Source organism: Mycolicibacterium pallens (assembly GCF_019456675.1).
Classification (GTDB): Bacteria; Actinomycetota; Actinomycetes; order Mycobacteriales; family Mycobacteriaceae; genus Mycobacterium; species Mycobacterium crocinum.
Genome location: NZ_CP080333.1, coordinates 5,158,579 through 5,185,010 on the forward strand (window position 1 = coordinate 5,158,579; position 26,432 = coordinate 5,185,010).

Genomic DNA, 26,432 nt, shown 5'->3' on the forward strand with positions numbered 1-26,432 from the left:
ATAAGGCTACCGGTCGACGTCCGCCGCCGATACGGGCCAGCCGTCAGCCGACGTTGCGGGCCAGCCAGTCGCGCAACGGTGCCCCGACCCGCAGGGTGGTGACCACCCGATCCTTGGCCTTCGCGGTGCCCAGCCAGGCGCCGACCGGCCAGGCCTTCATCATCGCGATGCCCTTGTAGCGCAGCAGCTCGATGCGCGGGTGATCCTTCGGGTAACCCTTCGGCGCGGTCTTGAGAACGTCGTGCGCCATCGTGTCGTAGCCGCCTTCACGCAGGGCGTCGACGATCGCGACGAGTTCGGCGCCGGACTTCTTGGCGTCGACGGCCGCCCGGTAGCGGGCCAGCGCCGGGGCGTCGGGCATGTACAGCCCGCTGCCGACGGACAGACCGTCGGCCGAGAACGAGACGTAGCCGGAGCCGAGCCGCGCCGCGCAGTTGGTTTTGTAGGGCGCTTTGTCGGCGCTGAACCGGACGTCGCGGTGCGGCCGGAACAGCGTGCCTTCGCCGAACTCGCCGGCCAGTTCGGCGAGCAGTTCCTCCATGGGCGCCTTCACGTGACGGTCGTACACCTCGCGATGCCGCGTCCAATAGACCTTGGAGTTGTCGGCTTCCAAGCCCTCGTAGAACTCCACCGCCTCGATCGGCCAGCCTCGGAACGCCATTCCGCCATTGTGTGACACTCTGGTCTCCCATGAAACAGTGGTTCCCCGTGGCGATGACCGTCGCCTTGGGCAGCGCGATCGTGGTCCCCGGGACTGCGGCGGCGACCCCGAGCTCGGGTATCGAGGCGGAGACCCTGGTGCAGTCCACGCTCGACGGCAAGGATTACGTGACCCGCGAGCTCACCGTCGCCCCGGGCGGCACGACCGGCTGGCACTACCACCCCGGCCAGGTGTTCGGCGTCATCAAGCAGGGCACGTTGACCCACTACCGGGGCGACTGCTCGGTCGACGGTGTCTACAACGCCGGCGACGCGATCAGCGAGGGCAGCGGTGACGGCTACATCCACGAGGGCCGCAACGAGGGACCGGTCCCGCTGGTGATGACGGTGCTCTACATCAAGCCGGCCGGCAGCCCGCTGGCGGTCGACGCGCCCAACCCTGGTTGCCCCTTCGAATAAGCGGCAATCCAACCGCTCGTCGGCTCCGAATGACCGATACCGACGAACGGAGGATTCATGGCGGCGCAGCGAACCCGATGCCTGGTCACCGGTGCCACTGGTTACATCGGCGGCCGTCTGGTGCCGCGACTGCTCGAGGAGGGCTTCGCGGTGCGTGCGCTGGCGCGGACCCCGGACAAGCTCAACGGCGTGCCGTGGCGAGACAAGATCGAGATCGCGCGCGGGGACCTCACCGACGCCGACTCACTCGCCGAAGCCTTCACCGATGTCGACGTCGTCTACTACCTGGTGCACTCGATGGGCACATCGGCGGACTTCGCCGCCGACGAACGCCGCGCCGCCCAGAACGTCGTGATCGCCGCCCGCACTGCGGGCGTTCGGCGCATCGTCTACCTCAGCGGCCTGCATCCTGAAGGTGCGGAGCTCTCAACGCATCTCGCCTCGCGCACCACGGTCGGGGAGATCCTCATCGCCTCGGGCATCGAAACGGTGGTGCTGCAGGCCGGGGTCGTGGTCGGTTCGGGCTCGGCCTCGTTCGAGATGATCCGGCACCTCACCGACCGGCTGCCGGTGATGACGACGCCGAAGTGGGTGCACAACAAGATCCAGCCGATCGCGATCCGCGATGTGCTGCACTACCTGGCCGCCGCGGCCACCGCCGAGGTGCCGTCGTCGCGGGCCTGGGACATCGGCGGCCCCGACGTACTCGAGTACGGCGACATGATGCAGATCTACGCCGAGGTCGCGGGGCTGAGCCGACGCCACATGGTGGTGCTGCCGGTGCTGACGCCCCGGATCGCGGCGCTGTGGGTGGGCCTGGTGACGCCCATCCCGTCAGGTCTGGCCCGTCCGCTGGTCGAGTCTCTGCACTGCGATGCCGTCATGGCCAATCACGACATCGACACCATCATCGACCCGCCGCCCGCCGGTCTCACCCCCTACCGGCGGGCGGTCTCACTTGCACTGGCCCGCATTGCACGCGGCGAGGTGGAGACCACGTGGGACACCGGTACCGCGGCGTCGGTACCCAGCGACCCGGACTGGGCCGGCGCGATCGTCTACACCGACACCCGGTCGCGGCACACGGCGGCCAGCCCGCAACGGCTCTGGGAAGCCGTCGAGCACAGCGTCCCCGACCACTGGCAGGTCGAGAGCCGCGACGAGGGTGCGCTGCTGCGGCTGCGGGCCGACGACCGCACTCCCGGCGTGCGGTGGCTGGAGATGCGGGTGGCACCGGACCGGGGCGGCAGCCGATATGAACAGCGGGCGATCTTCTACCCGCGTGGGCTGCTGGGTCGGCTGTACTGGATCGCCGGGCGGCCGGTGCATGCGGTGACGCTCGGTGCGCAGCTGCGCAAGGTCACCGAGGCAGTCGGCTGACCGTCAGGGCCTGCTGAGCGCCGAGACGTTGTCGTTGTCGGCCGACGCCGGCTGGATCGGCAGGCCGGTGCGGGCGGCGGTCGCCAGCATGTGCTCGACGACGTTCTTGCCCAGCGCGGTCTCGCCGGGTAGTTCGATCGGATAGCTGCCGTCGAAGCAGGCGCAGCACAGCCGCGTCGCGGGCTGTTCGGTCGCCGCGATCATCCCCTGCTTGGAGATGTAACCGAGGCTGTCCGCACCGATCGCGTGGCGCACCGCTTCGAGCATCTCGCCCTCTTTGTCCACCGCGTTGGCGATCAGTTCGGCCGGGGTGGCGAAGTCGATGCCGTAGAAGCACGGCCATTTCACCGGCGGAGACGCGATACGGACGTGCACCTCGACAGCGCCGGCCTCGCGCAGCATGCGCACCAGCGCGCGCTGGGTGTTGCCGCGCACGATCGAGTCGTCGACGACGATGAGCCGCTTACCGCGGATGACTTCCTTCAGCGGGTTCAGCTTGAGCCGGATACCGAGCTGGCGGATGGTCTGCGACGGCTGGATGAATGTGCGCCCCACGTAGGCGTTCTTCATCAGGCCCTGCCCGAACGGGATGCCGGAGCCTTGGGCATAGCCGACCGCGGCGGGCGTCCCGGATTCCGGAACACCGATGACCAGGTCGGCTTCGACCGGCTTCTCGGCAGCCAGGCGGCGACCGATCTCGACGCGGGTGGCGTGCACGGAGCGACCACCGATGACGCTGTCGGGCCGGGCCAGGTAGACGTACTCGAAGACGCAGCCCTTGGGGGTCGGGTTGGCGAACCGGGTGGACCGGACGCCGTCGGCGTCAATGGCCAGCAGCTCACCGGGTTCGATGTCGCGGACGAAGGAGGCGCCGACGATGTCCAGGGCCGCGGTTTCGGACGCGACCACCCAGCCGCGGTCCAGCCGGCCCAGCGACAGCGGCCGTACGCCGTACGGGTCGCGGGCGGCATACAGCGTGTTCTCGTCCATGAAGGTCAGGCAGAAGGCGCCACGCACGCTGGGCAGCAACTCCAGGGCGGCCTGCTCGATGCTGGAGTCCGCCGCGCCGTGCGCCAGCAGGGCGCCGAGGATGTCGGAGTCGGTGGTCGCCGCACCCGGCATGTTCGGGTTGATCAGCCCGGCTTCGCGCGCCCGCGTGGCCAGTTCAGCGGTGTTGACGAGATTTCCGTTGTGGCCCAACGCAATTCCGGTGCCCGCAGCAGTGTTGCGAAACACCGGCTGGGCGTTTTCCCAGGTCGTGGAACCGGTGGTGGAATACCGGCAGTGGCCGACGGCGACGTGGCCTTCCATGGCGGCCAGGGTCTGCTCGTCGAAGACCTGGCTCACCAGGCCCAGATCCTTGAAGACCAGCACCTGCGACCCGTCGGCGACGGCGATGCCTGCGGCCTCCTGGCCCCTGTGCTGCAGGGCATAGAGACCGTAATAAGTGAGTTTGGCTACATCCTCGCCCGGAGCCCATACGCCGAAGACGCCGCACTCTTCCCGAGGGTCGTTCTCCACTTGGTCGGTCACGATATCGGCTGCTCCCTGGCGCAGGTTGGTGACGTAAGCCAGTTTACGGGCATCGGCGGGAATCGCGGAATTGAACGCCGAGTGTCGGGCTCTCAGTCGGTGAGTGACACGACGGGAAGCCAGGCGGCGACCTCGCCGGCCCGCGAGCCGGACAGCCGCAGTGCGCCGTTATGAGACGCCTGGTCTACATCGAGCAGACCGGTCGCCAACCGCAGCCAGGTCCGGGGATCGGTCTCCACCACGTTGGGTGGCGTGCCGCGGGTGTGGCGCGGCCCGGAGATGCATTGCACCGCAACGAAAGGCGGGATGCGCACCTCCACACTGGCACCCGGTGCCAGTGTGGCGAGGGTGCGGGCGGTCAACCGCACCGCCGCCGCGATCGCCGGGCGGTCGGGGGTCGCCGCGGCCTCGTCGCGCAACCAGGTCGCCACGGCGCGGACGGCGGCGACCGTCGCTTCGGGGTCGGCGTTGCTGCGGGCGGGCACGAGTCGAGCCTAGTGCTCGTTGACGTCAACCTAAGTTGAGGTCCTACGTTGGGGTTATGGCTTTCAAACCGCACGAAATCGAGTACCTGAAGTCGGCGGATCTGGGCCGGCTGGCGACCATCCAGCCGAACGGCACGCTGCAGAACAGCCCCGTCGGCTTCTCCTACAACGACGAGCTCGGCACCATCGACGTTGTCGGCTACAACATGTCCAAGAGCCGCAAGTTCCGAAACCTGACCACCAACAACACCGTCGCGTTCGTCGTCGACGACATCGTCTCGCGCGACCCGTGGCGGGTGCGGTGCCTGGAGATCCGCGGCACCGCCCAGCAGGCCGAGGCCGAGCCGCCCGGTGACGGCATCGACAGCGCGATCATCCGGATCACGCCCAAGCGCATCATCAGCTTCGGTATCGACGACACCGAGACCGAGCCGCACGACTTGGTGCCCGATGCCAGGGACGTGCCGACGACGGCGAGCTAGCGCCGCTGCAGCACGATCGCGGCGACCGCTGAGGACTCGTTGAACGCCACATGCGCGAGCACCGGAGCCAGCACGCTGCCGGACCGCCTGGCCAGCCAGCCGAATACCAGGCCGGCCACGCCGGTCACCACGACCGTGCCGAGCACGGGATCGCCGACCCTCCTGGCATCGGGGATATGCCAGAGCCCGAAGGCCGTCGCCTGAACCAGCGAGCCGACGGTCCGGCCGAGCGCACGCTCAGCGACCGTCTGCAGCATGCCGCGAAACAGCATCTCCTCGGTCCAGGCCGTGGCGACCGGGATATCCAGCGCCAGCCAGCGGACGGGCTTCGCCGGGACCGTGCGGTCGATCATCCCTTGACGCACCCGGGGCACCGCCGTCAGCGCCGCGACCGTCATGGCCACCGCCCCGAAGGCCACCGCGCCGGTACGCAGACCCGACCACAGCTGGGGAGGCCGCAGGCCCAACGGTGCACCGACGGCTGCCGCGATCGCGGTACTGACAATCGCACGCACACCGGGCGCGCCAGAATCCTTGGTGATCATTGGAATTCGGGCCCCCCTGCCGCGATGAGCTTCTCCAAGGAACGCCTGATGCGTTCGGTGTCCTCCGGCGTCCACCCGGCTGGTGCGGCGACGGCGACCCAGCCGTCGAGCGGGCTGTTGCCGTAATTGTGGCCGTGCCCGTTGGGTGCCGCTTGCGAACTCGTGACGTTGCCCGCCATATCCGCGCTGACCTGCCAGAACGTGACGATCGGATACCAGCGCATGGCCGGGCTGCGGTCGAATCCCGGCGGCTCCTTCAGCCAGTCCGGTTTCCTGAAGAGCAGGTTCGGTGACCACCACACCACCGGGTCCGACGGGTGTTGCAGATACAGCACCCGGGTGCCCTTCCACTCGGGGGACGCCGCTACCCCGGCGATCTGCGCCGGGCCGGCCGCCTGCGCGAACCGCACGGTGCGCCCGCCGTCGTAGCGCGGTTGATACTCCGGGGTGCCGGGATCGCGTCGCACCGTCAACGCTTTCCACAGCGTGCTGGCATTCGGCGGCCCGACCCACAGCACCGACGAGAACCCCTTGTCCACGACATCGGGCAGGTATCCGAACGCGCCTTGGCCGGCCAGAGAACCCAGGCTCTCGCCGTAGAGCATCAACTTCGGCCGGCTGGCCTCGGGCCACTGCAGCCACCGGCGCTGAATTCCGTTGATCATGGCCCGGCCCGCCTCGACCGACTTGTCCCGATCGGCCAGGAACGAGATCCAGCTGGGCAGGTACGAATATTGCATGGCCACCAGCGCGGTGTCGCCGTTGTACATCGACTCGATCGCCCTGGCCGCCACCGGGTCCACCCAGCCGGTGCCGGTGGTCGGGATGATCACCAGCACCTTGCGTTCAAAGGCCTTGGTGCGCTGCAACTCCGAGAGCAGTGTCGCGACCCGACCCTCGTTGGTGTCGGCGGTCTCCAGACCGGCATAGATTCGGATCGGCTCCTTGGCGGGACGCCCGTTGAGCTCGGTGAGGTCGGCGGCGTGCGGACCGGTGCCGACGAAGTTACGGCCCTGGAAGCCCAGGGTGTCCCACGCAGCGAACGAGGCTGCGCTGCCTGATCTTTCGGGCTGAACGGGTCGCTCGACGCCGGGTCGGGTGGTGTCGTTCTGCGGCTGAAAGATCGCGCTGGCACCGGCGATGAAGCCGCGGTAGAGCACACCGTTGACCAGGGTGATGATCAGTACCACGACGATCGCGGTGCCGATGAACATGGCGACCTCGTCGTTGAGTTGCCAGCGCCGGATCATCACCCGGGCGAGGAACTTGATGGCGTCCTTGATCACCCGCGACACACTGACCAGAAGACCCCCGACCACCAGCGCGACCACCAGGGTGCGCAGGAAGATCAGCGTGGACGGCCCCTCGATGCCCATAACCGCGGCGATCTGGCGCTGCCAGGCGGCCGCAGGCACGAGCATCAGCAGGCTGGCGCCGATCGACAGCGCCACCGTCACGCCCTTGAGCCAGTACAGAACTCGCGCACTCGGTGGCCACCACGGCCGGTGGTCGAGGAACAGCCGCCGCACCAGCTTGCTGGCCAACACCCCGATGCCGTAACCGATCGCCGCGTTGATCCCGCCGATCACGCCGGCCAGCACCCAGTCGCGCGGCACCAGCGACGGGGTCAGCGACAGGCAGAAGAAGAACGCGCCGAACCCCACCCCGACGAAGTCCAGCCGGACCAGGCTCCAGGCCCATTCGATGAACGACTCCCGGCGGCGCTGCGCCGCTGGCGGGGCCGCGGCCTCGCCGGTGACGTCGTCGACCGCACTGGTCATCCGAACAGCCCGGGCAGCACTTTCTCGGAGGTGGCGCGCAGTTCTGCCAGCGTCAGAGTGAATAAGCCTTGCACCTCAACGGAATCCGAGGCCGGGTCGGACACCCCGATCCGCGTCGCGGGCAAGCCGCGGGCCTCGCACATCGACACGACGCGGCTCTCCTCGGTGCGCGGCACGGCGATCAGGGCCCGGCCTGCAGACTCGGAGAACAGGAATACGAACGGATCGGCGTTCTCGGGAAGCACGATGCGGCAACCGGTTTCACCGGCCAGCGCCGCCTCGACGACCGCCTGGATGAGGCCGCCTTCGCTGAGATCGTGGGCCGCCGAAGCCAGGCCGTCGCGCGACGCCGACGCCAGCACCTCGGCCAGCAACTTCTCCCGCTCGAGGTCGACCTGCGGCGGCACGCCACCGAGATGGTCGCCGGTGACCTGCGCCCAGATCGAGCCGTCGAACTCGTCGCGGGTGTCACCGAGCAGGAAAAGCGTCTCCCCCGGTTCGTTGCCCAGTCCGGTGGGCAACCGCCGGGTCACGTCATCGATGACGCCGAGGACACCGACCACCGGGGTCGGCAGGATGGCCGTCGCGCCGGTCTGGTTGTAGAAGCTGACGTTTCCGCCGGTGACCGGGATGCCAAGGGCCGCACAGCCATCCGCCAACCCGCGGACGGCCTGCGAGAACTGCCACATCACGCCGGGGTCTTCGGGTGAGCCGAAGTTGAGGCAGTTGGTCACCGCGATCGGTGTGGCCCCGGTGACGGCGACGTTGCGGTAGGCCTCGGCCAGCGCCAGCTGCGCACCGGTGTACGGGTCGAGCTGGGTGTAGCGCCCCGACGCGTCGGTGGACACCGCGATCCCGCGGCCGGTGGCCTCGTCGATGCGCAGGACGCCACCGTCGGCATGCTCGGCCAGCACGGTGTTGCCCCGCACGTAGCGGTCGTACTGCTCGGTGATGAACGCCCGGCTGCACAGATGCGGACTGCCCACCAGCGCAAGCAAAGTCGCGCGCAGCTCGTCGCCCGTCTTCGGCCGGGGCAGCGAGGCCGACGTGTCGGCGATCAGCGCATCCTGGCTGTCGGGCCGCTGCACTGGACGCTCGTACACCGGGCCCTCGTGGGCCACGGTGCGCGGCGGCACGTCGACCACGGTCTCGCCGTTCCAGGTGATCTGCAGCCGGTCCCCGTCGGTGACCTCGCCGATGACGGTGGCCAGCACGTCCCACTTGCGGCATACCGCCATGAACGCCTCGACGTTCTCCGGGGTGACCACCGCACACATGCGTTCCTGCGACTCACTGGAGAGCACCTCGGCAGGGGTCATGTCCTTAGCCCGCAGCGGCACCCGGTCCAGTTCGATGCGCATACCTCCGTCACCGGCAGACGCCAACTCCGAAGTAGCACAAGACAATCCAGCCCCACCGAGATCCTGGATGCCCACCACCAGACCGGCGGCGTACAGCTCCAGGCAACACTCGATGAGGACCTTCTCGGTGAACGGGTCGCCCACCTGAACGCTCGGCAGCTTCTTGCGGCCTGCGCCGGACTCGTCACCGGAGAACGTGTCGGAGGCCAGCACCGACACCCCGCCGATACCGTCCAGGCCGGTGCGCGCACCGAACAGGATGATCTTGTTGCCGGTGCCGGAGGCGAACGCCAGGTGCAGATCCTCTTTGCGCAGCACGCCGACACACAGCGCGTTGACCAGAGGGTTGCCCGCATAGGAGGCGTCGAACACCGTTTCGCCGCCGATGTTCGGCAGGCCCAGCGAGTTGCCATAGCCGCCGATACCGCGGACCACGCCGTCGAGGACCCGGCGGGTGTCGGGAGCATCCGCCGCGCCGAAGCGCAGCTGGTCCATCACCGCCACCGGGCGCGCGCCCATCGCCATGATGTCGCGGACGATACCGCCGACTCCGGTGGCCGCACCCTGATAGGGCTCGACGTAGGACGGGTGGTTGTGCGACTCGACCTTGAACGTCACCGCCCAGCCGTCGCCGATGTCGACCACGCCGGCGTTCTCGCCGATACCGGCGAGCATCGACTGCCGCATGGCCTCGGTGGTGGTCTCACCGAAATAGCGCAGGTGCACCTTGGAGGACTTGTACGAGCAGTGTTCGCTCCACATCACCGAGTACATCGCGAGCTCGGCGTCGGTGGGCCTGCGGCCGAGGATGTCGCGGATCCGCTGATATTCGTCGTCTTTGAGGCCGAGTTCGCGGTACGGCTGCGGGTGCTCGGGGGTGGTTGACGCGTGGTCGACGGTGTCGACTGCTCCAGAGAGCCCAGAAGTCACGCCGAACAGTCTAGTGGCGCACCTGCGCGATGCCGCGTCGTCGCGCTTGGCTTCGAGCGAACGCATGCGCGACGCCCCCGGCGGACAAGCCGTGGACCACCACACTGCTCAACACCACCAGCACCATGATCAACAGCACTTGCTTCTCGATACCGCCTTCGAGCACGTTGAACGCCAATAGACCGAACACGATCGAGGTGGTGCCCCGGGGTCCCAGCCAGCCGACCAGCAGCCGTTCGCGCCGGTCCATTCTCGATCCGAGTAGCGCCAACATCACCGGGATCAGCCGGACGAGGGTCACGGCGACGACCGCGTAGCCGACGATGCCCCACGTGACACCGCCCGACATGAGCGCGATCACGCCGATCCCGGCCACCACGAACCACATGAACGCGGTGAGCAGCACAGCCACGTCGCCGATGAGTTCCAGTTCCCGGCGCTTGTGCTCAGCCAAATCCCCGGGTCGCTCCGCTCTCCCCCTAGCCTTCGGCGGGGCGGTACCCCCAGCCCGCCGGATCTTGCGCACATAGTTCAGCGCCATCCCGCACAGGAACGCCGACACGAACCCGTTACCGCCCAGGCCCACACTCAGCGAGTAGGACAGCAGCGGCGCGGCCACATAGATGATCCGCTTGGACTGTTCGGTCATCAGGTTGCGGCGGTCGGCGGCGTTGGCCAACCTGCCGAGCAGCCACCCGACCGCCGGGCCGACGACCAGGGCGATGCCGATCTCGGGAAGCGCCTCGGCCAGCGCCTCCATCGGCGGCTCCTCGTCGTCCGGACCCGATGCCAGTGCCAGCGCGAAAACCAGCACCGGCGCGACGATTCCGTCTTTGTAGCCCGCCTCGACGTTGAGCAGATCGCGCACCCGCTCGGGAATGCGTGCGTCGCGCAGGATTTGGGACGCGGGCGCGAAATCGGTCGGCACCACGATGCAGGCCAGCACCAGCAGCACCGGCCAGGTGACGCCTGGCAACAGCAACCAGCCCAGGACGAAGGCCAGCCCGATACTGAGCGGCAGGCCGACACCCAGCAACCGCAATGCCGACTTGGGATCGCGACCCAGCAGCCCGCCGCGCACATCCGTGGCGTCGACGAAGACCAGCACCGCCAGGATCAGTTCCGCCAGATGCTGGGCGACCTGGGAGTTCAACGTGTCTGCCACCGCGTGGTACGTGCCGTACTCGATGCCCGCCCCAACCACGACCAGCAGGATCGGCGCGGTGATCCGGCCCCGCTGCATCGGTCGGGCAAGCAGCGCCCAGACCGCCAGCACCAGCGAGAGCGCGATCAGCGACTGCACCACAGCAACGCATCTTTCCGCAGACACCCGGCCTTCGCGCGCCGGGGTAACCGGCATGACCTCCCGGGTAATTGAGCCGGCACACCGACGGCGAGAAGCTGACGGTGACGCGCTCGACACCGAGCGCCCGACGCAGGAGGCGACCATGACCGACATCCAGACCACGCCCAGGTTCAGCGCGCAGATGTGGGCCGCGTTCTGGGCCGCGCCCGAGCTATCGGCCGGGCAGGACATCCTGGCCGACGACATCGTCGGCTACTGGCCCGGTCAGCAGGAACCGGTTCGGGGCCTCGACGGCTACACGCAGAAGATCGCCGACCTGCTGGCGGCCTATCCCGATCTGAGGCTCGAATTGATCGACAGCGCAACGGTTCCCGGCACATCGGCGAACGAGGAACTGGTGTTCCTACACTACGTCGGAACCGCGACCGGTCCGCGCGGACCGTTCAGCATCCGCGGGATCGACCGCGTTCGCACCCGTGACGGCATCGTGGTGGAAAACGTCATCCGCTACGACCCGGCCGAGTTTCCCGGCTGAGCGCGGCTACCGCGGCGCCAGAAACGCCTGCAGCGCAGCGGCATACGCGATGACGTCGGCCGCGCCCATCAGTTCACGGGCCGAGTGCATGGCCAATTGCGGTGCCCCCACGTCGACGGTGGGGATGCCGGTGCGCGCCGACGTCATCGGCCCGATCGTCGATCCGCACGGCAGATCGGCGCGATGCTCGTAGCGCTGCAGCGGCACCCCGGCCTGCCGGCAGGCGAGCTCGAAGGCGGCCGCGGTCCGCCCGTCGGTGGCGTAGCGCAGGTTCGGCTGCACCTTGAGCACCGGCCCACCGTCGACGGTGATCAGGTGCCCGGGTTCGTGGCGGTCGGGATAGTTGGGATGCGTCGCGTGCGCCATGTCGCCGGAGGCGACCATCGACGCGGTCAGCCGGCGCAGGAAGTCCTCGCGGTCACCACCGGCCGCGAGCACGATGCGCTCGAGCGTGGTCAGCAACAGATCCGACTGCGCACCGTGATCCGACGTCGAGCCGACCTCCTCGTGGTCGAACAGCGCCAGCACGGGCAGATAGCCGCCCGGCTCGGCGGCCAGGAACCCCTCCAGCCCGGCGTAGCAGGTGCCCTGGTTGTCCAGCCGCGGGGCGCTGACGAACTCGGCGTCCGCGCCAATCAACGCCGACGGGGCCAGATCGTGGGTCATCAGGTCGGCGGACAGCACGTCGGCCGGGTCCACGTCGGCGTGTTCGGCGACGTAGGCGAGGAACGACCGTGGCGTATCCCCCAAACCCCACACGGCGTTGACGTGGCGCTGCGGATCGAGCTTCACCGCCGCACGGTCCTCGGCGAGGTGGATGGCCAGCTGCGGCACCCGCAGGATCGGCGCGTCGATGCGCACCAGCCGGTGCGACACACCGCCGTCGGCGCCGCGGTCCCGCACCGAAAGCCGGCCGCTGACCCCGAGGTCGCGATCCAGCCAGGAGTTCAGCCACACCCCGCCGTACGGCTCCAGCGCCACCACTCGCCAGCCCGCCACCACCCGGTCCGGATGCTGTTTGACGCGCAGGTTCGGGCTGTCGGTATGGCCGCCGACGATGCGGAAGGCGCGACTCGGATCGCTGCTGTCCCATGCGACCAGCGAGCCCGCCCGCACTGTGAAGTACCGGCCGCCCCGATCGGGCCACCGGTCGGTCTCGGCGAGTTCGGTGTAGCCGGCGTCGCGCAGCCGTCCGGCAGCCGTCTGGCAGACGTGGAACGGCGACGGCGACGCGTCGATGAATTCGCACAAACCCTGCGCGCTGGCCGCTGTAGACATGTTCACCATCATCGCCGACATCATTTTCGTTAGGGTCAAGCGGTGCCCTCCCCGCTACCCCAACCGGTACTGGCTCCGCTGACACCCGCCGCCATCTTCCTGGTGGCCACGATCAACGAGGGCGGTGAGGCCGCCGTGCACGACGCACTGCCGGACCTCGCCGGCCTGGTGCGCGCGATCGGGTTTCGCGATCCGTCGAAGAACCTGTCGATGGTGACCTCGATCGGATCCGAGGCGTGGGACCGCTTGTTCTCCGGACCGCGACCCAAGGATCTGCACCCGTTCGTCGAGCTGCACGGGTCACGGCACCACGCCCCGGCCACCCCGGGCGATCTGCTGTTCCACATCCGCGCCGAGGTGCTCGACGTGTGCTTCGAGCTGGCCGGCCGGGTGGTCAAGGCGATGGCCGGGGCGATCACGATCGTCGACGAGGTGCACGGTTTCAAGTTCTTCGACAACCGCGATCTGCTCGGCTTCGTCGACGGCACCGAGAATCCGGACGGCCCACTTGCGGTGAGCGCCAGCCAGATCGGGGACGAGGACCCGGATTTCACGGGCGGTTGTTACGTGCACGTGCAGAAGTACCTGCACGACATGACGTCGTGGGACGCACTGTCGGTGACCGAGCAGGAGCGCGTGATCGGTCGCACCAAGCTCGAGGACATCGAGATGCCCGACGACGTGAAACCGTCGAATTCCCACATCGCCCTCAACGTGATCTCCGACGACGACGGTAACGAGCTCAAGATCATCCGGCACAACATGCCGTTCGGGGAGATCGGCAAGGACGAGTTCGGCACGTACTACATCGGCTACTCGCGTTCGCCCGATGTCACCGAGAAGATGTTGGAGAACATGTTCATCGGCGACCCGCCCGGCAACACCGACCGGATCCTGGACTTCTCCACCGCGGTCACCGGCGCCCTGTTCTTCACGCCCATCACCGATTTCCTCAACGATCCGCCGCCGAGGCCGGGCTTTGGCGACGACGACGCAGCTCCCCCGGCACCCGCCCCCACTTCCGACGGCTCATTGGCGATCGGCAGCCTGAAAGGACAGCCCTGATGAACAACCTCTACCGCGAGCTCGCTCCGATCACCGAATCAGCTTGGAGCGAAATCGAATTGGAGGCTTCGCGCACATTCAAGCGGCATATCGCCGGCCGCCGCGTCGTCGACGTGAGCGAGCCGGGCGGTCCGGTGACGGCGGCGGTGAGCACCGGCCACCTGCGTGATGTGGCGGCGCCGGCCGACGGTGTGGTGGCGCACCTTCGCGAGTCCAAGCCGCTGGTTCGGTTGCGGGTGCCGTTCACGGTGTCGCGCACCGCAATCGACGATGTGGAGCGCGGCGCGCAGGACTCCGACTGGGATCCGGTCAAGGCCGCCGCCAAGAAGCTGGCGTTCATCGAGGACCGCGCGATCTTCGAGGGCTACAAAGAGGCCGCGATCGACGGCATCCGGATGTGCAGCTCCAACCCGGCGCTGGCCCTGCCCGAGGACGCCCGCGAATACCCCGACGTCTTCGCCCAGGCGCTGTCCGAGCTGCGGCTCGCCGGTGTGGACGGACCCTACTCGGTGCTGCTGTCCGCCGACGCCTACACCAAGGTCAGTGAGACCACCGAGCACGGCTATCCGATCCGCGAGCACCTCAACCGGCTGGTGGACGGCGACATCATCTGGGCGCCCGCGATCGACGGCGCGTTCCTGCTGAGCACCCGTGGCGGCGACTTCGACCTGCAGCTGGGCACCGACGTCGCGATCGGCTACCTGAGTCACGACGCCGACACCGTGCAGCTGTACCTGCAGGAGACGATGACGTTCCTCTGCTACACCGCCGAAGCCTCGGTCGCGCTGACCGCCTGAGCCGCTAGGTCGCGGCCAGCACCGCGTCGAGCGCCGAGTAGAAGATGCCGAGCCCGTCGTCCGACGGGCCGGTCAGCGCTTCGGTGGCGTGCTCGGGATGTGGCATCAGCCCGACCACCCGGCCGTTGGGGGAGCTGACGCCCGCGATGTCGCGCATCGAGCCGTTGAGGTTCTCCATGTAGCGGAACACCACCCGGCCCTCGCCCTCGAGTTCGTCGAGCACGGCCTCACTGGCCACATAGCGACCCTCGCCCGATTTGAGCGGCACCAGCAGCTCGGCGCCCCACTCGTAGCGCGAGGTCCACGCGCTGGTGATCGAGTCCACCTTCAGCCAGACGTCGCGGCAGATGAAGTGCAGTCCCGCGTTGCGGGTCAGCGCGCCGGGCAGCAGCCCGGCCTCGCACAGCACCTGGAAGCCATTGCAGATGCCGAGCACCGGCATGCCCTTGTTCGCGGCCATGATGACCTCACCCATGACGGGCGCGAACTTCGCGATCGCGCCGCAGCGCAGGTAGTCGCCGTAGGAGAAGCCGCCCGGCACCACCACGGCGTCGACCCCCTTGAGGTCGGCGTCGCCGTGCCACAGGCTGACCGCCTCGGCGCCGGCCAGCCGCACCGCCCGGGCCGCGTCGACGTCGTCGAGGGTGCCGGGGAAGGTGATGACGCCGATGCGGGCGCTCACGAGGGGTCCCGGGTGACCGTGAAGTCCTCGATCACCGTGTTCGCCAGTAGCGACTCGGCGATCTCGGCGAGCGCGGAGTCGCTGACCGAGTCATCGACCTCGAGCTCGAATCGCTTGCCCTGCCGGACATCTGAGATACCGGCGTGTCCCAGCCGGCCCAACGCACCGACGATCGCCTGACCCTGCGGGTCGAGAATCTCGGCTTTGGGCATCACGTTGACCACTACACGGGCCACAGGCGCTCCTGCTGACGTCGACGACTATTGCGGGTCAACTCTACCGGCGGCTCACCCGCAGGACCCGATGTAGGCGGTGCACAGCGGCGCGCCGAGCGCGTCGAGCAGGCTTTCATCGCTGCCCATCGGCCATGGCGTCTGCGGAGGTGCGGTTGACCACATCGCCAGTTCCGTCACCGTGCTGTTGGCCGGAGTGGCCACGATGTACTGGCGCAGGATCACCGGCCCGCTGATCACGGCGGCCACCCGGTCGTAGCCGTCGAAGGTCAACGACGGGGAGGTCGACGGATTGGTGCGCTGACAGGACCGCAGCGCGGTAACGGCGTGGTGGAAGACGTCGTCGGCGAGCTGCCCCCCACGCCAGGTCTCGCCACGCCAGTGCATCACCGTGGCCTGCAGCTGCCACTGCCCGTCGGGATTCGCCACGGTCGCGCGTTCGGCGACGGCGTAGGCGCGCGGATCGTCGGCCACCGGCGGTGACCCGCACAGCTCCTCGAACCGGAACCGCGGTGCGACGGCGGTGACCGCCACTCCGGAGAGCCGAGGCCAGGTGTACCGGGCGTTCAGCGGCATCGCCCACGGGGCGATCCACGCCGCGTCGGGAATGCTGTCGCAATTGGGCGGGCAGGTGTCGGAATCGGCGGCAGCGTGCGGTGGGACGGTGAGCCCGCAGGCCACCAGCATCATCGCGATGACCAACCGCATGTATTCGACGCCTTCCGGTGCGCGCACAATCGTAAGCATGGAGTTGACTCATTTCGGGCATTCATGTCTTCTCGCCGAGTTCGATGGCGCCACGCTGTTGTTCGATCCGGGTAACTTCTCGCACGGCTTCGAGGGCGTGACGGGCCTCTCGGCGATCCTGATCACCCACCAACACCCCGACCACGCGGACCGCGAACGGCTGCCGGCGCTGGTGGAAGCCAATCCGAACGCGGTGCTCTACGCCGACCCGGCGACCGCGGCCGAGCTCGGTGAACCGTGGCGCGCGGTGCACGTCGGCGACGAGCTGAACGTGGCCGGTCTCTGGATCCGCGGCGTCGGCGGCAAGCACGCGGTCATCCACCCGGAGATCCCGATCATCGACAACATCTCGTATCTGGTCGGCGATGCCGAGCACCCGGCCCGGCTGATGCATCCCGGTGACGCGCTGTTCGTACCCGGCGAGCCGGTCGACGTGCTGGCCACGCCCGCGGCGGCACCGTGGATGAAGATCTCCGAGGCGGTGGACTATCTACGGGCCGTCGCACCGGAGCACGCCGTCCCGATCCACCAGGGGGTGGTGGCGCCCGAGGCGCGTGGGATCTATTACGGTCGGCTCACCGAGATGACCGACACCGATTTCCGGGTGTTGCCGGAAGAGAACTCGTTCCGGTTCTGAAATCTCCTGCTGCGAAAGGCATCTGAGTTGAGTGAAGCCGACCTGACCAAGCTGTTCGGACTGTCCGGGAAGACCGCTCTGGTCACCGGCGGGAGCAGCGGCATCGGGGTGATGATCGCGCGCGGCCTGCTGCAGGCCGGCGCGGAGGTGATCATCAGTTCCCGCAAGGCCGACAAATGCGAGCAGGTCGTCGCCGAACTCTCCGAATTCGGGACCATCCGCGCCATCCCGGCCGACCTCTCCCGCCAGGAGGAGTGCAAGCGGCTGGCCGCCGAGGTCCTCGCCGGCACTGACACGCTGCACATCCTGGTCAACAACGCCGGTGCGACGTGGGGCGAACCGCTGGAGTCGTTTCCGGCCTCGGCGTGGGACAAGGTTCTCGACCTCAACGTGAAGTCGCCGTTCTGGCTGGTGCAAGAGCTGGTCGGCGCGCTGCGGAAGGCCGGCACGCACGATGACCCGGCGCGGATCATCAACATCGGCAGCATCGACGGTATCCACGTACCGGTGATGCACACCTACTCCTATTCGGCCAGCAAGGCAGCCGTGCATCAGCTGACCCGGGTGCTCGCCAAAGAGCTTGGCCCGCAACACATCACGGCTAATGCCATCGCACCGGGCCCGTTCCAGTCGAAGATGATGGCCGCCACGCTCGACGCGTTCGGTGACGCGATCGCGGCTTCGTCGCCGCTGCAGCGCATCGGCCGCGACGACGATATGGCCGGCATCGCGATCTTCCTGGCCAGCCGGGCCGGCTCCTATGTGAACGGGGCGATCATCCCGGTCGACGGCGGGATGGCGACGACGGCGAGTGGCTCCGGCTCACGCAGCTGAGCTGGCTGGGATCTCCGGATCCCAGCGGTACACCGTCGGCGTGCAGCCGTACATCAGGGCCAGGTCGACCGCGTCGAGCATGGCCTGCCGCGGCCCGACCTTGCGCAATTGCTTTGCGGTGACGGCCAATCGGACCACGCCGCCGCGGCGGGCGGTGCGTTCGGCCGACAGCACCAGCGTGCGGCACCACCAGGGTTCGGTGACGAATCCCTCACCGATGCCGACCACCCTGGCTCGGCTGGTGGCGCCGGTGACCAGGTCGGTGACGCCGTGCAGGTCGACCAGCAACCGAAACCCATTGCGCGGCAGCGCGAATGCTGTTCCCGCGGAGACCGTCCACCCGGGAGCGGCGAACAGCCGGGTCCGTAGGCCGACGTGTTCGAGCACCCGGTCGGCGCCCATCAGCCGCAGATTGGCCTCGTGCGCGGGCAGCGTGGCGAACTCACCGCGCAGCTTCTTCGTGGCGGCCGCGTCGAACCCGTGCAACACGACCGCGTCACCGCCGGCGCGGCGGTGAGTCAGCCAGGTGATGGTGCGCGGGTCGGACTCCAGGCGATAACCGTCCTTGAGCCGGGGCGCGACGAGCAGCGACAGCGGAACCCCGCGACCCTGGAGCGCACGGGCGAACTCGTCGACCTCGCCCAGCGTCCGGTCATTGATCCCAGACACCGACACGATGAGTTGTCCAGCCACTCCCGCAGTGTGGCAATTCCAGGTGTCCGGACGGTGTCTGCCAGCTTGAGGTCAGGCAACCATTCGGTTCAGCCCGGCAGGACCGCCTCGATCGCGGCGACCACCTCGGGGGCGTTCGGCTCGGTTTGCGGACGGAACCGGTTGACCACCCTGCCGCCGGGTGCGATCACGAACTTCTCGAAGTTCCACTGAATGTCGCCGGCCTTGCCGTCGCCGTCGGCGACAGTGGTGAGCTCGGCATACAGCGGGTGCCGGTCGTCGCCGTTGACATCGGTCTTCGCCAACAGCGGGAACGTCACACCGTAGGTGGTGGAACAGAACGTCTGGATCTCCTCCGCCGTCCCGGGCTCCTGCCCCATGAACTGGTTGCAGGGCACCCCGATCACGGTCAGGCCGCGGTCCCCGTAGTCGCGGGCCAACTGCTCGAGCGCGCTGTACTGCGGGGTGAGGCCGCATTTGGACGCGACGTTGACCAGCAGGATGGCCCGGTCGGCGTAGTCGCCCAGCGAGGTGGGCTTGCCGTCGAGCGTGGTCAGCGGGATGTCGGTCAGACTCATGCCGGTGAGGTTACCTCGTGCTCTTCGGCCCCGGCGGTGGCCAGCAGCCACGCGTACTGGAACGCTGCTTCCTTCCACCGCTCGTAGCGGCCGCTGATTCCGCCGTGGCCTGCGGCCATCTGCGTCTTCAACAGCACCGGATGGCCGTCGGTCTTGGTGTGCCGAAGCGCGGCAACCCACTTCGCGGGTTCGACGTAGAGCACCCGGGTGTCGTTGAGCGACGTCATCGCCAGGATCGCCGGGTACTCCTTGGCTTCGACGTTCTCGTACGGCGAATAGGACTTCATGTAGAAGTAGACGTCCTTGTTCTCCAACGGGTTTCCCCACTCGTCCCACTCCGTCACCGTCAACGGCAGCGACGGGTCGAGGATCGTGGTGAGCGGGTCCACGAACGGAACCTGCGCGAGAATCCCTGCGAACAGGTGCGGCGCCAGGTTCGCGACCGCGCCCATCAGCAGACCACCCGCACTGCCGCCGAGGGCTACCAGGTTCTGCGGCCGGGTCAGGCCGGTGTCGACGAGATGCTGTGCCACCGCGATGAAGTCGGTGAACGTGTTGCGCTTCTCCAGCAGCTTGCCGCGCTCGTACCAGAGCCGCCCCATCTCGCCGCCACCACGGACGTGGGCGACGGCGAAGACCATGCCGCGGTCGAGCAGCGACAGGCGCGCCACCGAGAACCGCGGGTCTTCGGACGACTCGTAGGCCCCGTAGCCGTACAGCACTGTGGGAGCGGGGAATTCGATGCCAGCCTTGTGGACGATCGAGATCGGGACGCGGGTGCCGTCGTCGGCGAGCGCCCAGTCGCGGCGCTCGACATAGTCCTCGCGGCGGTAACCGCCGAGCACCGGCTGCTCGCGCAGCAGGGTGCGCTCGCCGGTGGCGAGGTCGAGGTCGTAGATCCGCAGCGGCGTCACGTAGGAGGTGGTGCCGACCCGCAGTTTGGGCGTCGACCAGTTCGGGTTGCCCGCCAAGCCGGACGAGGCCAGCTCGGAGTCGAAGGCGATCTCCTCGGGGGTGCCGTACCCGTCGGCGCCGATGGGCCACAACTGGATTCGCGGCAGCGCCTCGCGACGGTAGCTGATCACCAGCTGGTCGGCGAAGGCGTCGACGCCGTCGAGACGGACATCGTCGCGGGCCTCGATCAATGTGCGCTGGTCGGTGGGGTCGCTGACCGGCGCCTCGACGAGGGTGAAGTTGACCGCACCGTCGTTGTGCAGGATCAGGAATCGGTCCTCACCGCCGATCACGGCGTGGTCCACCGAATACTCGACGCCGTCGCGGCGCGGCAGCACCGAGATGAACTCCGCGTTCGGGTCGGCGGCATCACCGAACCACACCTGCGAGGTGATCGCCGAGCCGGCGGCGATGATCACGTACTTGTTGCTGCGGGTGCGGCCCATGCCGACCCAGAACCGTTCGTCGGGTTCGTGGAAAACCTGCTCGTCGGGCTGCCCGGAGCCGAGCCGATGGCGCCACACGGTGTCGGGGCGCCAGGCCTCGTCGACCGTCGTGTAGTAGACCGTCGCATTGTCCGCTGCCCACGTCACGCCGGAGGAGATTCCGGCGATCTCGTCGGGGTACAGCTCACCGGTGCGTAAGTCCTTGAACCGCAGCGTGTATCGCTCGTCGCCGACCGTGTCGACCGAGTAGGCCAGCAGGTGACCGTCGATGCTCACGCTGCTGGCACCGAGGGAGAAGAACTCGTATCCGTCGGCCTCGGCGTTCTCGTCGAGCAGCACCTGCTCGCCGGGGATCTCGGTGTCCTCGTCGAAGACCGGCGGATTCCAATCGTCCGGCCCGGCGACCGGGCAGCGGCAGTGCGCCCCGTACTGCTTGCCTTCGAAACTGCGGCCGTAGTACCACCACTCACCGCGGCGGGTGGGAACCGACATGTCGGTCTCCTTGGTGCGCGCCTTGATCTCGTCGAAGATCTTCTGCCGCAGCGGCTCCAGATGGGCGGTGGCCTTATCGGCGTAGGCGTTTTCGGCTTCGAGGTGTGCGATGACCTCCGGATCGGACTTCTCGCGCAGCCATTCGTAGGGGTCGACGAAGACGTCCTCGTGGAAAACACGCTCGGTGTCGACCCGCTTGGCGATGGGCGGATTCATGCTCATGCTCCGATCCAGTCGGCGAACGACAGTCCCGAGATGCGTTCGTAGGCTTCGATGTAGCGCGCGCGGGTGGCGGCGACGATGTCGTCGGGCAGCGGCGGTGGAGGCGTGGAACCGTAACGGTCCCAACCCGATTCGGGGCCGGTGAGCCAGTTGCGGACGAACTGCTTGTCGAAGCTGGGCTGCACCTGCCCCACTGTGTAGGTGTCGGCAGGCCAGTACCGCGAGGAGTCCGGAGTGAACACCTCGTCGGCCAGCACCACCCGGTCGTCGGCGTCCACACCGAACTCGAACTTGGTGTCCGCGATGATGATGCCCTTGGTCAGGGCGTGGTCGGCGGCCTGCATATAGATCTGCAACGTGCGCTCGCGCAGCTGATTGGCGCGCACCGCGCCGACGATCTCGATGGTCCGGTCGAACGAGATGTTCTCGTCGTGCTCGCCGATCTCGGCCTTGGTCGCCGGGGTGAACAGCGGAGTGTCGAACCTGCTCGCCTCGACCAGGCCGGGCGGCAGCGCGATGCCGCAGACCGTGCCGTCGCGCTGGTAGTCCAGCAGGCCCGAGCCGGTCAGGTAACCGCGGGCCACACATTCGATCGGCACCATCTCGAGCTTGCGCACCACCAGCGCACGACCCAGGACCTCCTCGGGGATCCGCGGGTCGTCGGGCGGGCCGGCCAGATGGTTCGGCGCGTCGATGTAGTCGAAGAAGAACACGCTCATCGCGGTGAGGATGCGGCCCTTGTCGGGGATCAGGCTGTCCAGGATGTAGTCATAGGCCGAGATCCGGTCGCTGGCGACGAACAGCAGGTGCTCGTCGTCGATGGCAAAGATCTCGCGGACTTTACCGCTGGCCAGGTGCTGATAGTCGCTCAGAGCGGGGCGGGGCATCGCGTCAGCCTAACGGCCGCTGACCCGGCGCGATTGTGCTGGGATCAAGCCATGAGATCGCGCTTCCTGCCCTACGCCACCACCCCGGGCCGGCTGCTCGGACAGTTGGTCAGCGACATGGCCGTCGCGTTGTGGATCACGGTGTGGGTTCTGGTCGGGCTCGGGGTGCACAGCGCGGTCGCGACGATCGCCGACGTCGGCCGCCAGGTCAACGACGGCGCGACCGGCATCTCGGACAACCTGCACTCCGCCGGCGACAGTGCGCACAAGATCCCGCTGGTCGGCGACACTGTCGCCAAGCCGCTGCGGGCGGCCAGCGAGGCCGCCCTGGACCTGGCCGGCGCGGGGCACAACCTCGACACCACAGCCACCTGGCTGGCGGTGTTGCTCGCGATCGCGGTGGCCGCGCCGCCGATCCTCGCGATCGGCATGCCGTGGCTGTTCCTGCGGATCCGGTTCTTCCGCCGCAAGTGGACGGTCATCGCCCTGACCCGCACACCCGCTGGCGAACAACTGCTCGCGTTGCGGGCGCTGGCCAACCGGCCACTGCGCAAGCTCACCGAGGTCAACGTGGACCCCGTGGGCGCCTGGCGGCGCGAGGATCCGTATGCGATTCGCGGGCTCGCCGCACTCGAGCTGCGCTCGGCAGGCGTCGCCGCGCCGCGCTACTGGCGGACTTCGGCGCGATAACCGGAGCTGTACCCCTTGTTCTGTTCGGGGACATCGCTGACAGTTGTATGTCTCGGGACATCGCTGACACCTGGGTAGTGGCTGGGACCAGCATGGTTCATGGCCCAGAAGGTGACGGCGATGGACATTCGCATGGCTGCAGCATTGGCCGGGCAGATCGAGAACGTGGCGCAGTTTTGCCGCGATAGCGGTATCAGTAGGCAGACGTTCTACAAGTACCGCCGACGATTCCGCGAGGACGGTATCGCGGGGCTGCAGGAGCTCTCGCGGCGTCCGTTGAGGTGTCCGGGTCAGACTCCGGTCGAGATCGAGGAACTGATCGTGTTGCGGCGCAAGCAGTTGATTGAGCAGGGCCTCGATCACGGCGCCCAGTCGATCGTGTGGTCGCTGCAGCGCGACGGTGCCGCGGTGCCGTCGGTATCGACGGTGTGGCAGGTCCTGACCCGCCGCGGGGCGATCACCCCGCAGCCGCAGAAACGCCCGAAGTCGGCGACCAAGCGGTTCGTCTTTGATCGGCCCAACGAGTGCTGGCAGTCCGATTGGACCGGTTGGGCGCTGGCCGATGGCGCTGCGGTGGGTATCGCGGGCAGTCTCGATGATCACTCCCGCTACATGGTGGGGTTGCGTGCCTGCGCTGGTGATGCCGACGCCGCGCTGGTCTGGGAGGTGATCCTGGCCGGCATCGACGAATGCGGGATTCCGTCGATGTCGTTGTCAGACAACGGACTTGTCTACACCGGACGGTTCCGCGCCTATGAATCGGCGTTTGAGACCAACCTGCGGGCACTGGGCGTGCGGACCATCAATTCGGCGCCATTTCACCCGCAGACCTGCGGCAAGATCGAACGGTCCTGGAAGACGTTGAAGAAATGGCTCACCGCCCGCGACCCCGCCGCCACCCTCGACGAGCTCAACGCCCTGCTCGAGCAGTTCCGCAGCTTCTACAACCACCAGCGGCCCCACCGCGCCCACCGAGGCGCCACCCCCGCCGAAGTATTCCACGCCACCGCCAAGGCCCGGCCCGCTGACCGACCGGTACCGGCCCCAGTTATGGTCAGCCGCCACACGGTTGGCGAAACCTCGGGATACATCTTCGTCGCGCCCTACAAAGTCAACGTCGGACTGCGCTGGGCCGGCCACGACTGCGACGTCATCCGCGACGGCGAGCACATCACCATCCTCAGCGGCACGGCCCTGGTCCGATCCTTCACCGCCGACCCCACTCGCAACTACCAGCGCAGCGACAAAACCACCCGGACCTACCGCACCCGCGAACCCAAACCGACATCATGAATGTCAGCGATGTCCCGAGACATAAGTGTCAGCGATGTCCCGAGACACCACACGGAGCTGTACCCCGGTTAGCGCGCCAAACCTTGACACCGCGGCTCCACGATCGCAAAGTAATTAATCAAATGATTGATTACTGCCTCAGGGAGGTCGCTCGATGACGTCTACAGCCCTGCCCGGTGAATGGGTCGAGCACGCACCGGGACTCGAAGATCTCGCGGGGAGCTTCAGGTCTCAGGTCTCAACCGACCGCTACCGATCTCGCGAGTACGCCGACCGTGAGCGCGCGGCGATCTGGATGAAGACGTGGCAGATCGCCGGCCGGATCGACGACCTGCCCAAGGTCGGCGACTGGATGGAATACAAGCTCTACGACCAGTCCTTCCTGATCGTGCGGGGCAAGGACGAGCAACTGCGCGGCTTCGTCAACGCCTGCCGGCATCGCGGCAATGCCCTCTGCCAGGGTCGCACCGGCAACGCCAAGCGCGGCTTCCTGTGCCAATACCATCTGTGGTCCTACGACCTCGACGGCCGACTCAAGGGACTGCTGCGGGAAGAGAACGCCGGCGGCCTCGACAAGAGCGACAACTCGCTGATCGCGGTTCCGGTCGACACCTTCGGCGGCTTCGTCTTCATCAACCCGGATCCCGAGGCCCAACCGCTCGCGGAGTGGATCGGCGAGGAGGCCATGGCGACGCTGGCGCCGTATCACCTCGAACTGATGTCCACGGTGATGAACGTCCGAGAAGCGCTGGACTGCAACTGGAAAGTCGTGATGGACGCCTTCAACGAGGGCTATCACGTCAATGGTGTGCACCCACAACTGTTGGCAGTGCTCAACATTCAGCCTGAGACCACGCGCTACAAGTTCTTTGAGAACCACACCATCGCGATGGCCCCCTTCGAGGTCGTGGGCGCCACCCCGGAAAAGCAGGTCGAGGGCACGCTGTCGCTGCCCGAGACCTTCCCGGGAACGGTCGCGGTGATCCCGCGCTTCCAGGAACTCGTCAAGGAGTACACCGCGGACGACGGCTCGATCGACTTCCCCGACGGTGTCACGGCGCGCACGCTGCTGCAGAAGGCTACCCGTGCGCACTTGACCGAGATGGGCTTGGACGTCAGCGGCCTCACCGATGCTCAGATGAGCGACAACCACGGCTGGTTTCTGTTCCCCAACTTCATGATGACCATCCGGGCCGGCGAGTGCCACGTGATCCTGGCCAGGCCGCACCCGGACGGGGACCCCAACCGGTGCATCTGGCATGTGGCGAGCTACATGTATCTGCCACCCGAGATGGCCGACGCCTTCACCGTGGACCTGACCGAGGTCGACGAACCCGGCAGCTACAAGTATTTCGAAGCGCTGCAACAGGATTACGAGCAGATGCAGCGTCAACAGTCCGGCCTGCGCAACGAGAACCTCGATCACCTGATGCTGGTGAACGAAGAGATCGTCGTCGCAAAATTTCACGACACCATGGACCGATGGATGGCAGGAAAGGCAGCACAGTGAACCTCGAAGACCGCATCGCCCTACACAATCGGATGGCTCGGGCCTACGGTGACGCCTACCTGCGCCAGGGTGTGCAGGACGGCGAAAAGTTCGTCGACGTCTGGAAGTTCCACCCGGACTGCATGTATGCCTCGCCGTACTTCACCGGCGACGAGGCATTCAAGCTCAGCGAGTTCCCCGAAGAGTCCGCCCGCGCGTCGACCATGGAGGCCAAGGTCTACTCGCTGCGTTTCCCCGACTGGAAACCGGTCGACTTCAAGCACTGGCCGGCCGATAACGGCTTCGTGATGAAGACGCGCTGGCAGGGCACCAACAAGGACACCGGCACTGTAATGGGTTTCTACTCATACAGTTTCATCGACACCGACGACAACGGTGAGGTCGTGCGCTGGGAAACCCACATCAACAGTGAGTACAGCGACTTCCTCGACGTCGCGATCGGGGTGCACGGCCCATTCCACGGAACCCACGAATACACCGACGCGTTGGATCGCCGGCTGGCCGAAGAGGGGCTGACCGTCTGATGACCCCATCGGACACCGTGCTGGAGTACAGCCGGTTGATGAAGCGGTTGGTTGACGAGGCCAAACAACCGGGCTTCACCGCCGACAGCTGGGCGCCGCTGGCCGAGCTCATCGACACGCAGAACTTCGTGCGGGTAGGCAACTTCAAAGAGGTGATGGACTGGGACACCTACGTCGCGTTCCTGACCAACTGGGCGGCGTCCTCGGAGTGGGAGTCGGAATTCAAGCGGGTCACCGAGGCCGGCAACGCGGTGTTCCTGGAGCTCGAAGAGCACAGCCGAATCGGCGAATTCAGCAACTCGGTGAACTCGGTGTCGGTCTATGAGTTCGACGAACGCGGGAAGATCACCCGTATCGACGTATATCTCCAAATGGCCCTACCCGATCCCGATATGCTCGCCAGTTACGAGGGTGTCGAGATCTGACGATAGGGA

Annotated in this window: 28 protein-coding genes; 13 read left to right on the forward strand and 15 right to left on the reverse strand. The window is 67.4% G+C overall.

Translation table 11 applies throughout. The features are described 5' to 3' along the window. Positions 1-43: 43 nt before the first annotated feature. The gene (locus tag K0O64_RS25120; protein WP_096312307.1) at positions 44-661 is read right to left on the reverse strand and encodes a DUF2461 domain-containing protein; all 618 of its coding nucleotides are present in this window, start codon (positions 659-661) and stop codon (positions 44-46) included. Positions 662-690: 29 nt separating this feature from the next. On the opposite strand from K0O64_RS25120, the gene K0O64_RS25125 reads away from it, so the two are divergent. Beyond that, complete coding sequence (locus tag K0O64_RS25125) at positions 691-1,119, forward strand: cupin domain-containing protein (RefSeq protein WP_096312308.1); 429 nt, start codon at positions 691-693, stop codon at positions 1,117-1,119. Between the two features lie 57 nt (positions 1,120-1,176). Next, the gene (locus K0O64_RS25130; protein ID WP_096312309.1) at positions 1,177-2,499 is read left to right on the forward strand and encodes a DUF2867 domain-containing protein; all 1,323 of its coding nucleotides are present in this window, start codon (positions 1,177-1,179) and stop codon (positions 2,497-2,499) included. A gap of 3 nt (positions 2,500-2,502) precedes the next feature. Here the strand turns inward: K0O64_RS25130 and purF are convergent, their stop codons facing one another. Both purF and K0O64_RS25140 read right to left on the reverse strand, forming a co-directional pair. Beyond that, positions 2,503-4,032, reverse strand: coding sequence for an amidophosphoribosyltransferase (purF, locus tag K0O64_RS25135; RefSeq protein WP_372507783.1), 1,530 nt, complete (start codon positions 4,030-4,032; stop codon positions 2,503-2,505). Between the two features lie 92 nt (positions 4,033-4,124). Continuing rightward, on the reverse strand, positions 4,125-4,517 hold the full coding sequence (locus K0O64_RS25140) for a sterol carrier family protein (RefSeq protein WP_096312310.1): 393 nt from the start codon (positions 4,515-4,517) through the stop codon (positions 4,125-4,127). 56 nt (positions 4,518-4,573) lie between these two features. Between K0O64_RS25140 and K0O64_RS25145 the strand changes: the two genes are divergently transcribed. Next, positions 4,574-4,999, forward strand: a complete 426-nt coding sequence (locus tag K0O64_RS25145) for a PPOX class F420-dependent oxidoreductase (RefSeq protein ID WP_096312311.1) — start codon at positions 4,574-4,576, stop codon at positions 4,997-4,999. Here K0O64_RS25145 and K0O64_RS25150 read toward each other — a convergent pair. Genes K0O64_RS25150 through K0O64_RS25165 form a run of 4 tightly spaced genes read right to left on the reverse strand, consistent with a single transcriptional unit; the run spans position 4,996 to position 10,922 of the window. Continuing rightward, complete coding sequence (locus tag K0O64_RS25150) at positions 4,996-5,544, reverse strand: Rv0804 family intramembrane glutamic endopeptidase (protein WP_096312312.1); 549 nt, start codon at positions 5,542-5,544, stop codon at positions 4,996-4,998. The genes K0O64_RS25145 and K0O64_RS25150 overlap by 4 nt on opposite strands. Then, positions 5,541-7,325, reverse strand: coding sequence for an alpha/beta hydrolase (locus tag K0O64_RS25155; RefSeq protein WP_096312313.1), 1,785 nt, complete (start codon positions 7,323-7,325; stop codon positions 5,541-5,543). The genes K0O64_RS25150 and K0O64_RS25155 overlap by 4 nt, the downstream gene beginning before the upstream one ends. Then, positions 7,322-9,616 carry a phosphoribosylformylglycinamidine synthase subunit PurL gene (gene purL, locus K0O64_RS25160; RefSeq protein ID WP_096313017.1) on the reverse strand — a complete coding sequence of 765 codons (2,295 nt, stop codon included), beginning with the start codon at positions 9,614-9,616 and terminating at the stop codon, positions 7,322-7,324. The genes K0O64_RS25155 and purL overlap by 4 nt, the downstream gene beginning before the upstream one ends. Before the next feature lie 10 nt (positions 9,617-9,626). After that, positions 9,627-10,922, reverse strand: coding sequence for a cation:proton antiporter (locus tag K0O64_RS25165; protein WP_096312314.1), 1,296 nt, complete (start codon positions 10,920-10,922; stop codon positions 9,627-9,629). A 142-nt stretch (positions 10,923-11,064) separates the two neighbouring features. Between K0O64_RS25165 and K0O64_RS25170 the strand changes: the two genes are divergently transcribed. Then, complete coding sequence (locus K0O64_RS25170; RefSeq protein WP_071950292.1) at positions 11,065-11,457, forward strand: nuclear transport factor 2 family protein; 393 nt, start codon at positions 11,065-11,067, stop codon at positions 11,455-11,457. A 6-nt stretch (positions 11,458-11,463) separates the two neighbouring features. Here K0O64_RS25170 and K0O64_RS25175 read toward each other — a convergent pair whose 3' ends face one another. Beyond that, positions 11,464-12,735, reverse strand: a complete 1,272-nt coding sequence (locus K0O64_RS25175; RefSeq protein WP_096313018.1) for a M18 family aminopeptidase — start codon at positions 12,733-12,735, stop codon at positions 11,464-11,466. Between the two features lie 42 nt (positions 12,736-12,777). Between K0O64_RS25175 and K0O64_RS25180 the strand changes: the two genes are divergently transcribed. Further along, positions 12,778-13,800 (forward strand): Dyp-type peroxidase, encoded by a 1,023-nt coding sequence (locus K0O64_RS25180; protein WP_096312315.1) that lies wholly within the window; start codon positions 12,778-12,780, stop codon positions 13,798-13,800. Then, positions 13,800-14,597, forward strand: a complete 798-nt coding sequence (locus K0O64_RS25185; protein WP_096312316.1) for a family 1 encapsulin nanocompartment shell protein — start codon at positions 13,800-13,802, stop codon at positions 14,595-14,597. Before K0O64_RS25180 ends, K0O64_RS25185 begins: the two co-directional genes overlap by 1 nt. Before the next feature lie 4 nt (positions 14,598-14,601). Here the strand turns inward: K0O64_RS25185 and purQ are convergent, their stop codons facing one another. From purQ to K0O64_RS25200, 3 genes are read right to left on the reverse strand one after another with little or no spacing between them, the layout of a single operon-like run. Next, positions 14,602-15,279 (reverse strand): phosphoribosylformylglycinamidine synthase subunit PurQ, encoded by a 678-nt coding sequence (gene purQ, locus K0O64_RS25190; protein ID WP_071949105.1) that lies wholly within the window; start codon positions 15,277-15,279, stop codon positions 14,602-14,604. Further along, the gene (gene purS, locus K0O64_RS25195; RefSeq protein ID WP_071949104.1) at positions 15,276-15,515 is read right to left on the reverse strand and encodes a phosphoribosylformylglycinamidine synthase subunit PurS; all 240 of its coding nucleotides are present in this window, start codon (positions 15,513-15,515) and stop codon (positions 15,276-15,278) included. The genes purQ and purS overlap by 4 nt, the downstream gene beginning before the upstream one ends. A gap of 51 nt (positions 15,516-15,566) precedes the next feature. Continuing rightward, on the reverse strand, positions 15,567-16,259 hold the full coding sequence (locus K0O64_RS25200; RefSeq protein ID WP_225933543.1) for an ATPase: 693 nt from the start codon (positions 16,257-16,259) through the stop codon (positions 15,567-15,569). Here K0O64_RS25200 and K0O64_RS25205 point away from each other — a divergent pair. Together K0O64_RS25205 and K0O64_RS25210 are read left to right on the forward strand one after the other, a co-directional pair. Then, the gene (locus K0O64_RS25205) at positions 16,258-16,896 is read left to right on the forward strand and encodes an MBL fold metallo-hydrolase (protein ID WP_164520140.1); all 639 of its coding nucleotides are present in this window, start codon (positions 16,258-16,260) and stop codon (positions 16,894-16,896) included. The two genes, K0O64_RS25200 and K0O64_RS25205, sit on opposite strands and share 2 nt — an antisense overlap. 27 nt (positions 16,897-16,923) lie before the next feature. After that, positions 16,924-17,730 (forward strand): SDR family oxidoreductase, encoded by an 807-nt coding sequence (locus tag K0O64_RS25210; protein WP_096312317.1) that lies wholly within the window; start codon positions 16,924-16,926, stop codon positions 17,728-17,730. Here K0O64_RS25210 and K0O64_RS25215 read toward each other — a convergent pair. The 4 genes from K0O64_RS25215 to K0O64_RS25230 all read right to left on the reverse strand — a co-directional run bounded on the left by K0O64_RS25215 (position 17,719) and on the right by K0O64_RS25230 (position 21,981). Then, positions 17,719-18,423 carry a DUF2334 domain-containing protein gene (locus K0O64_RS25215; RefSeq protein WP_071949101.1) on the reverse strand — a complete coding sequence of 235 codons (705 nt, stop codon included), beginning with the start codon at positions 18,421-18,423 and terminating at the stop codon, positions 17,719-17,721. The two genes, K0O64_RS25210 and K0O64_RS25215, sit on opposite strands and share 12 nt — an antisense overlap. 68 nt (positions 18,424-18,491) lie before the next feature. Then, positions 18,492-18,980, reverse strand: coding sequence for a glutathione peroxidase (locus K0O64_RS25220; RefSeq protein WP_071949100.1), 489 nt, complete (start codon positions 18,978-18,980; stop codon positions 18,492-18,494). Then, positions 18,977-21,094 carry a S9 family peptidase gene (locus tag K0O64_RS25225; RefSeq protein WP_071949099.1) on the reverse strand — a complete coding sequence of 706 codons (2,118 nt, stop codon included), beginning with the start codon at positions 21,092-21,094 and terminating at the stop codon, positions 18,977-18,979. The genes K0O64_RS25220 and K0O64_RS25225 overlap by 4 nt, the downstream gene beginning before the upstream one ends. Continuing rightward, a complete protein-coding gene (locus K0O64_RS25230) occupies positions 21,091-21,981 on the reverse strand; it encodes a phosphoribosylaminoimidazolesuccinocarboxamide synthase (protein WP_071949098.1) in 891 nt (296 codons plus the stop codon). Before K0O64_RS25230 ends, K0O64_RS25225 begins: the two co-directional genes overlap by 4 nt. A gap of 51 nt (positions 21,982-22,032) precedes the next feature. Here K0O64_RS25230 and K0O64_RS25235 point away from each other — a divergent pair, with 51 nt between their 5' ends. The 5 genes from K0O64_RS25235 (at position 22,033) to K0O64_RS25255 (ending at position 26,423) form a co-directional block, all read left to right on the forward strand. Beyond that, positions 22,033-22,671, forward strand: coding sequence for a hypothetical protein (locus tag K0O64_RS25235; RefSeq protein WP_096312318.1), 639 nt, complete (start codon positions 22,033-22,035; stop codon positions 22,669-22,671). 99 nt (positions 22,672-22,770) lie between these two features. After that, the gene (locus K0O64_RS25240; RefSeq protein WP_071942352.1) at positions 22,771-23,964 is read left to right on the forward strand and encodes an integrase core domain-containing protein; all 1,194 of its coding nucleotides are present in this window, start codon (positions 22,771-22,773) and stop codon (positions 23,962-23,964) included. A gap of 154 nt (positions 23,965-24,118) precedes the next feature. Then, positions 24,119-25,474: an aromatic ring-hydroxylating oxygenase subunit alpha gene (locus tag K0O64_RS25245; RefSeq protein ID WP_096312319.1), complete on the forward strand. Its 1,356-nt coding sequence runs from the start codon at positions 24,119-24,121 to the stop codon at positions 25,472-25,474. Continuing rightward, positions 25,471-25,998, forward strand: a complete 528-nt coding sequence (locus K0O64_RS25250; RefSeq protein ID WP_096312320.1) for a hypothetical protein — start codon at positions 25,471-25,473, stop codon at positions 25,996-25,998. Before K0O64_RS25245 ends, K0O64_RS25250 begins: the two co-directional genes overlap by 4 nt. Then, a complete protein-coding gene (locus K0O64_RS25255) occupies positions 25,998-26,423 on the forward strand; it encodes a hypothetical protein (protein WP_096312321.1) in 426 nt (141 codons plus the stop codon). Before K0O64_RS25250 ends, K0O64_RS25255 begins: the two co-directional genes overlap by 1 nt. Positions 26,424-26,432: the final 9 nt, after the last annotated feature.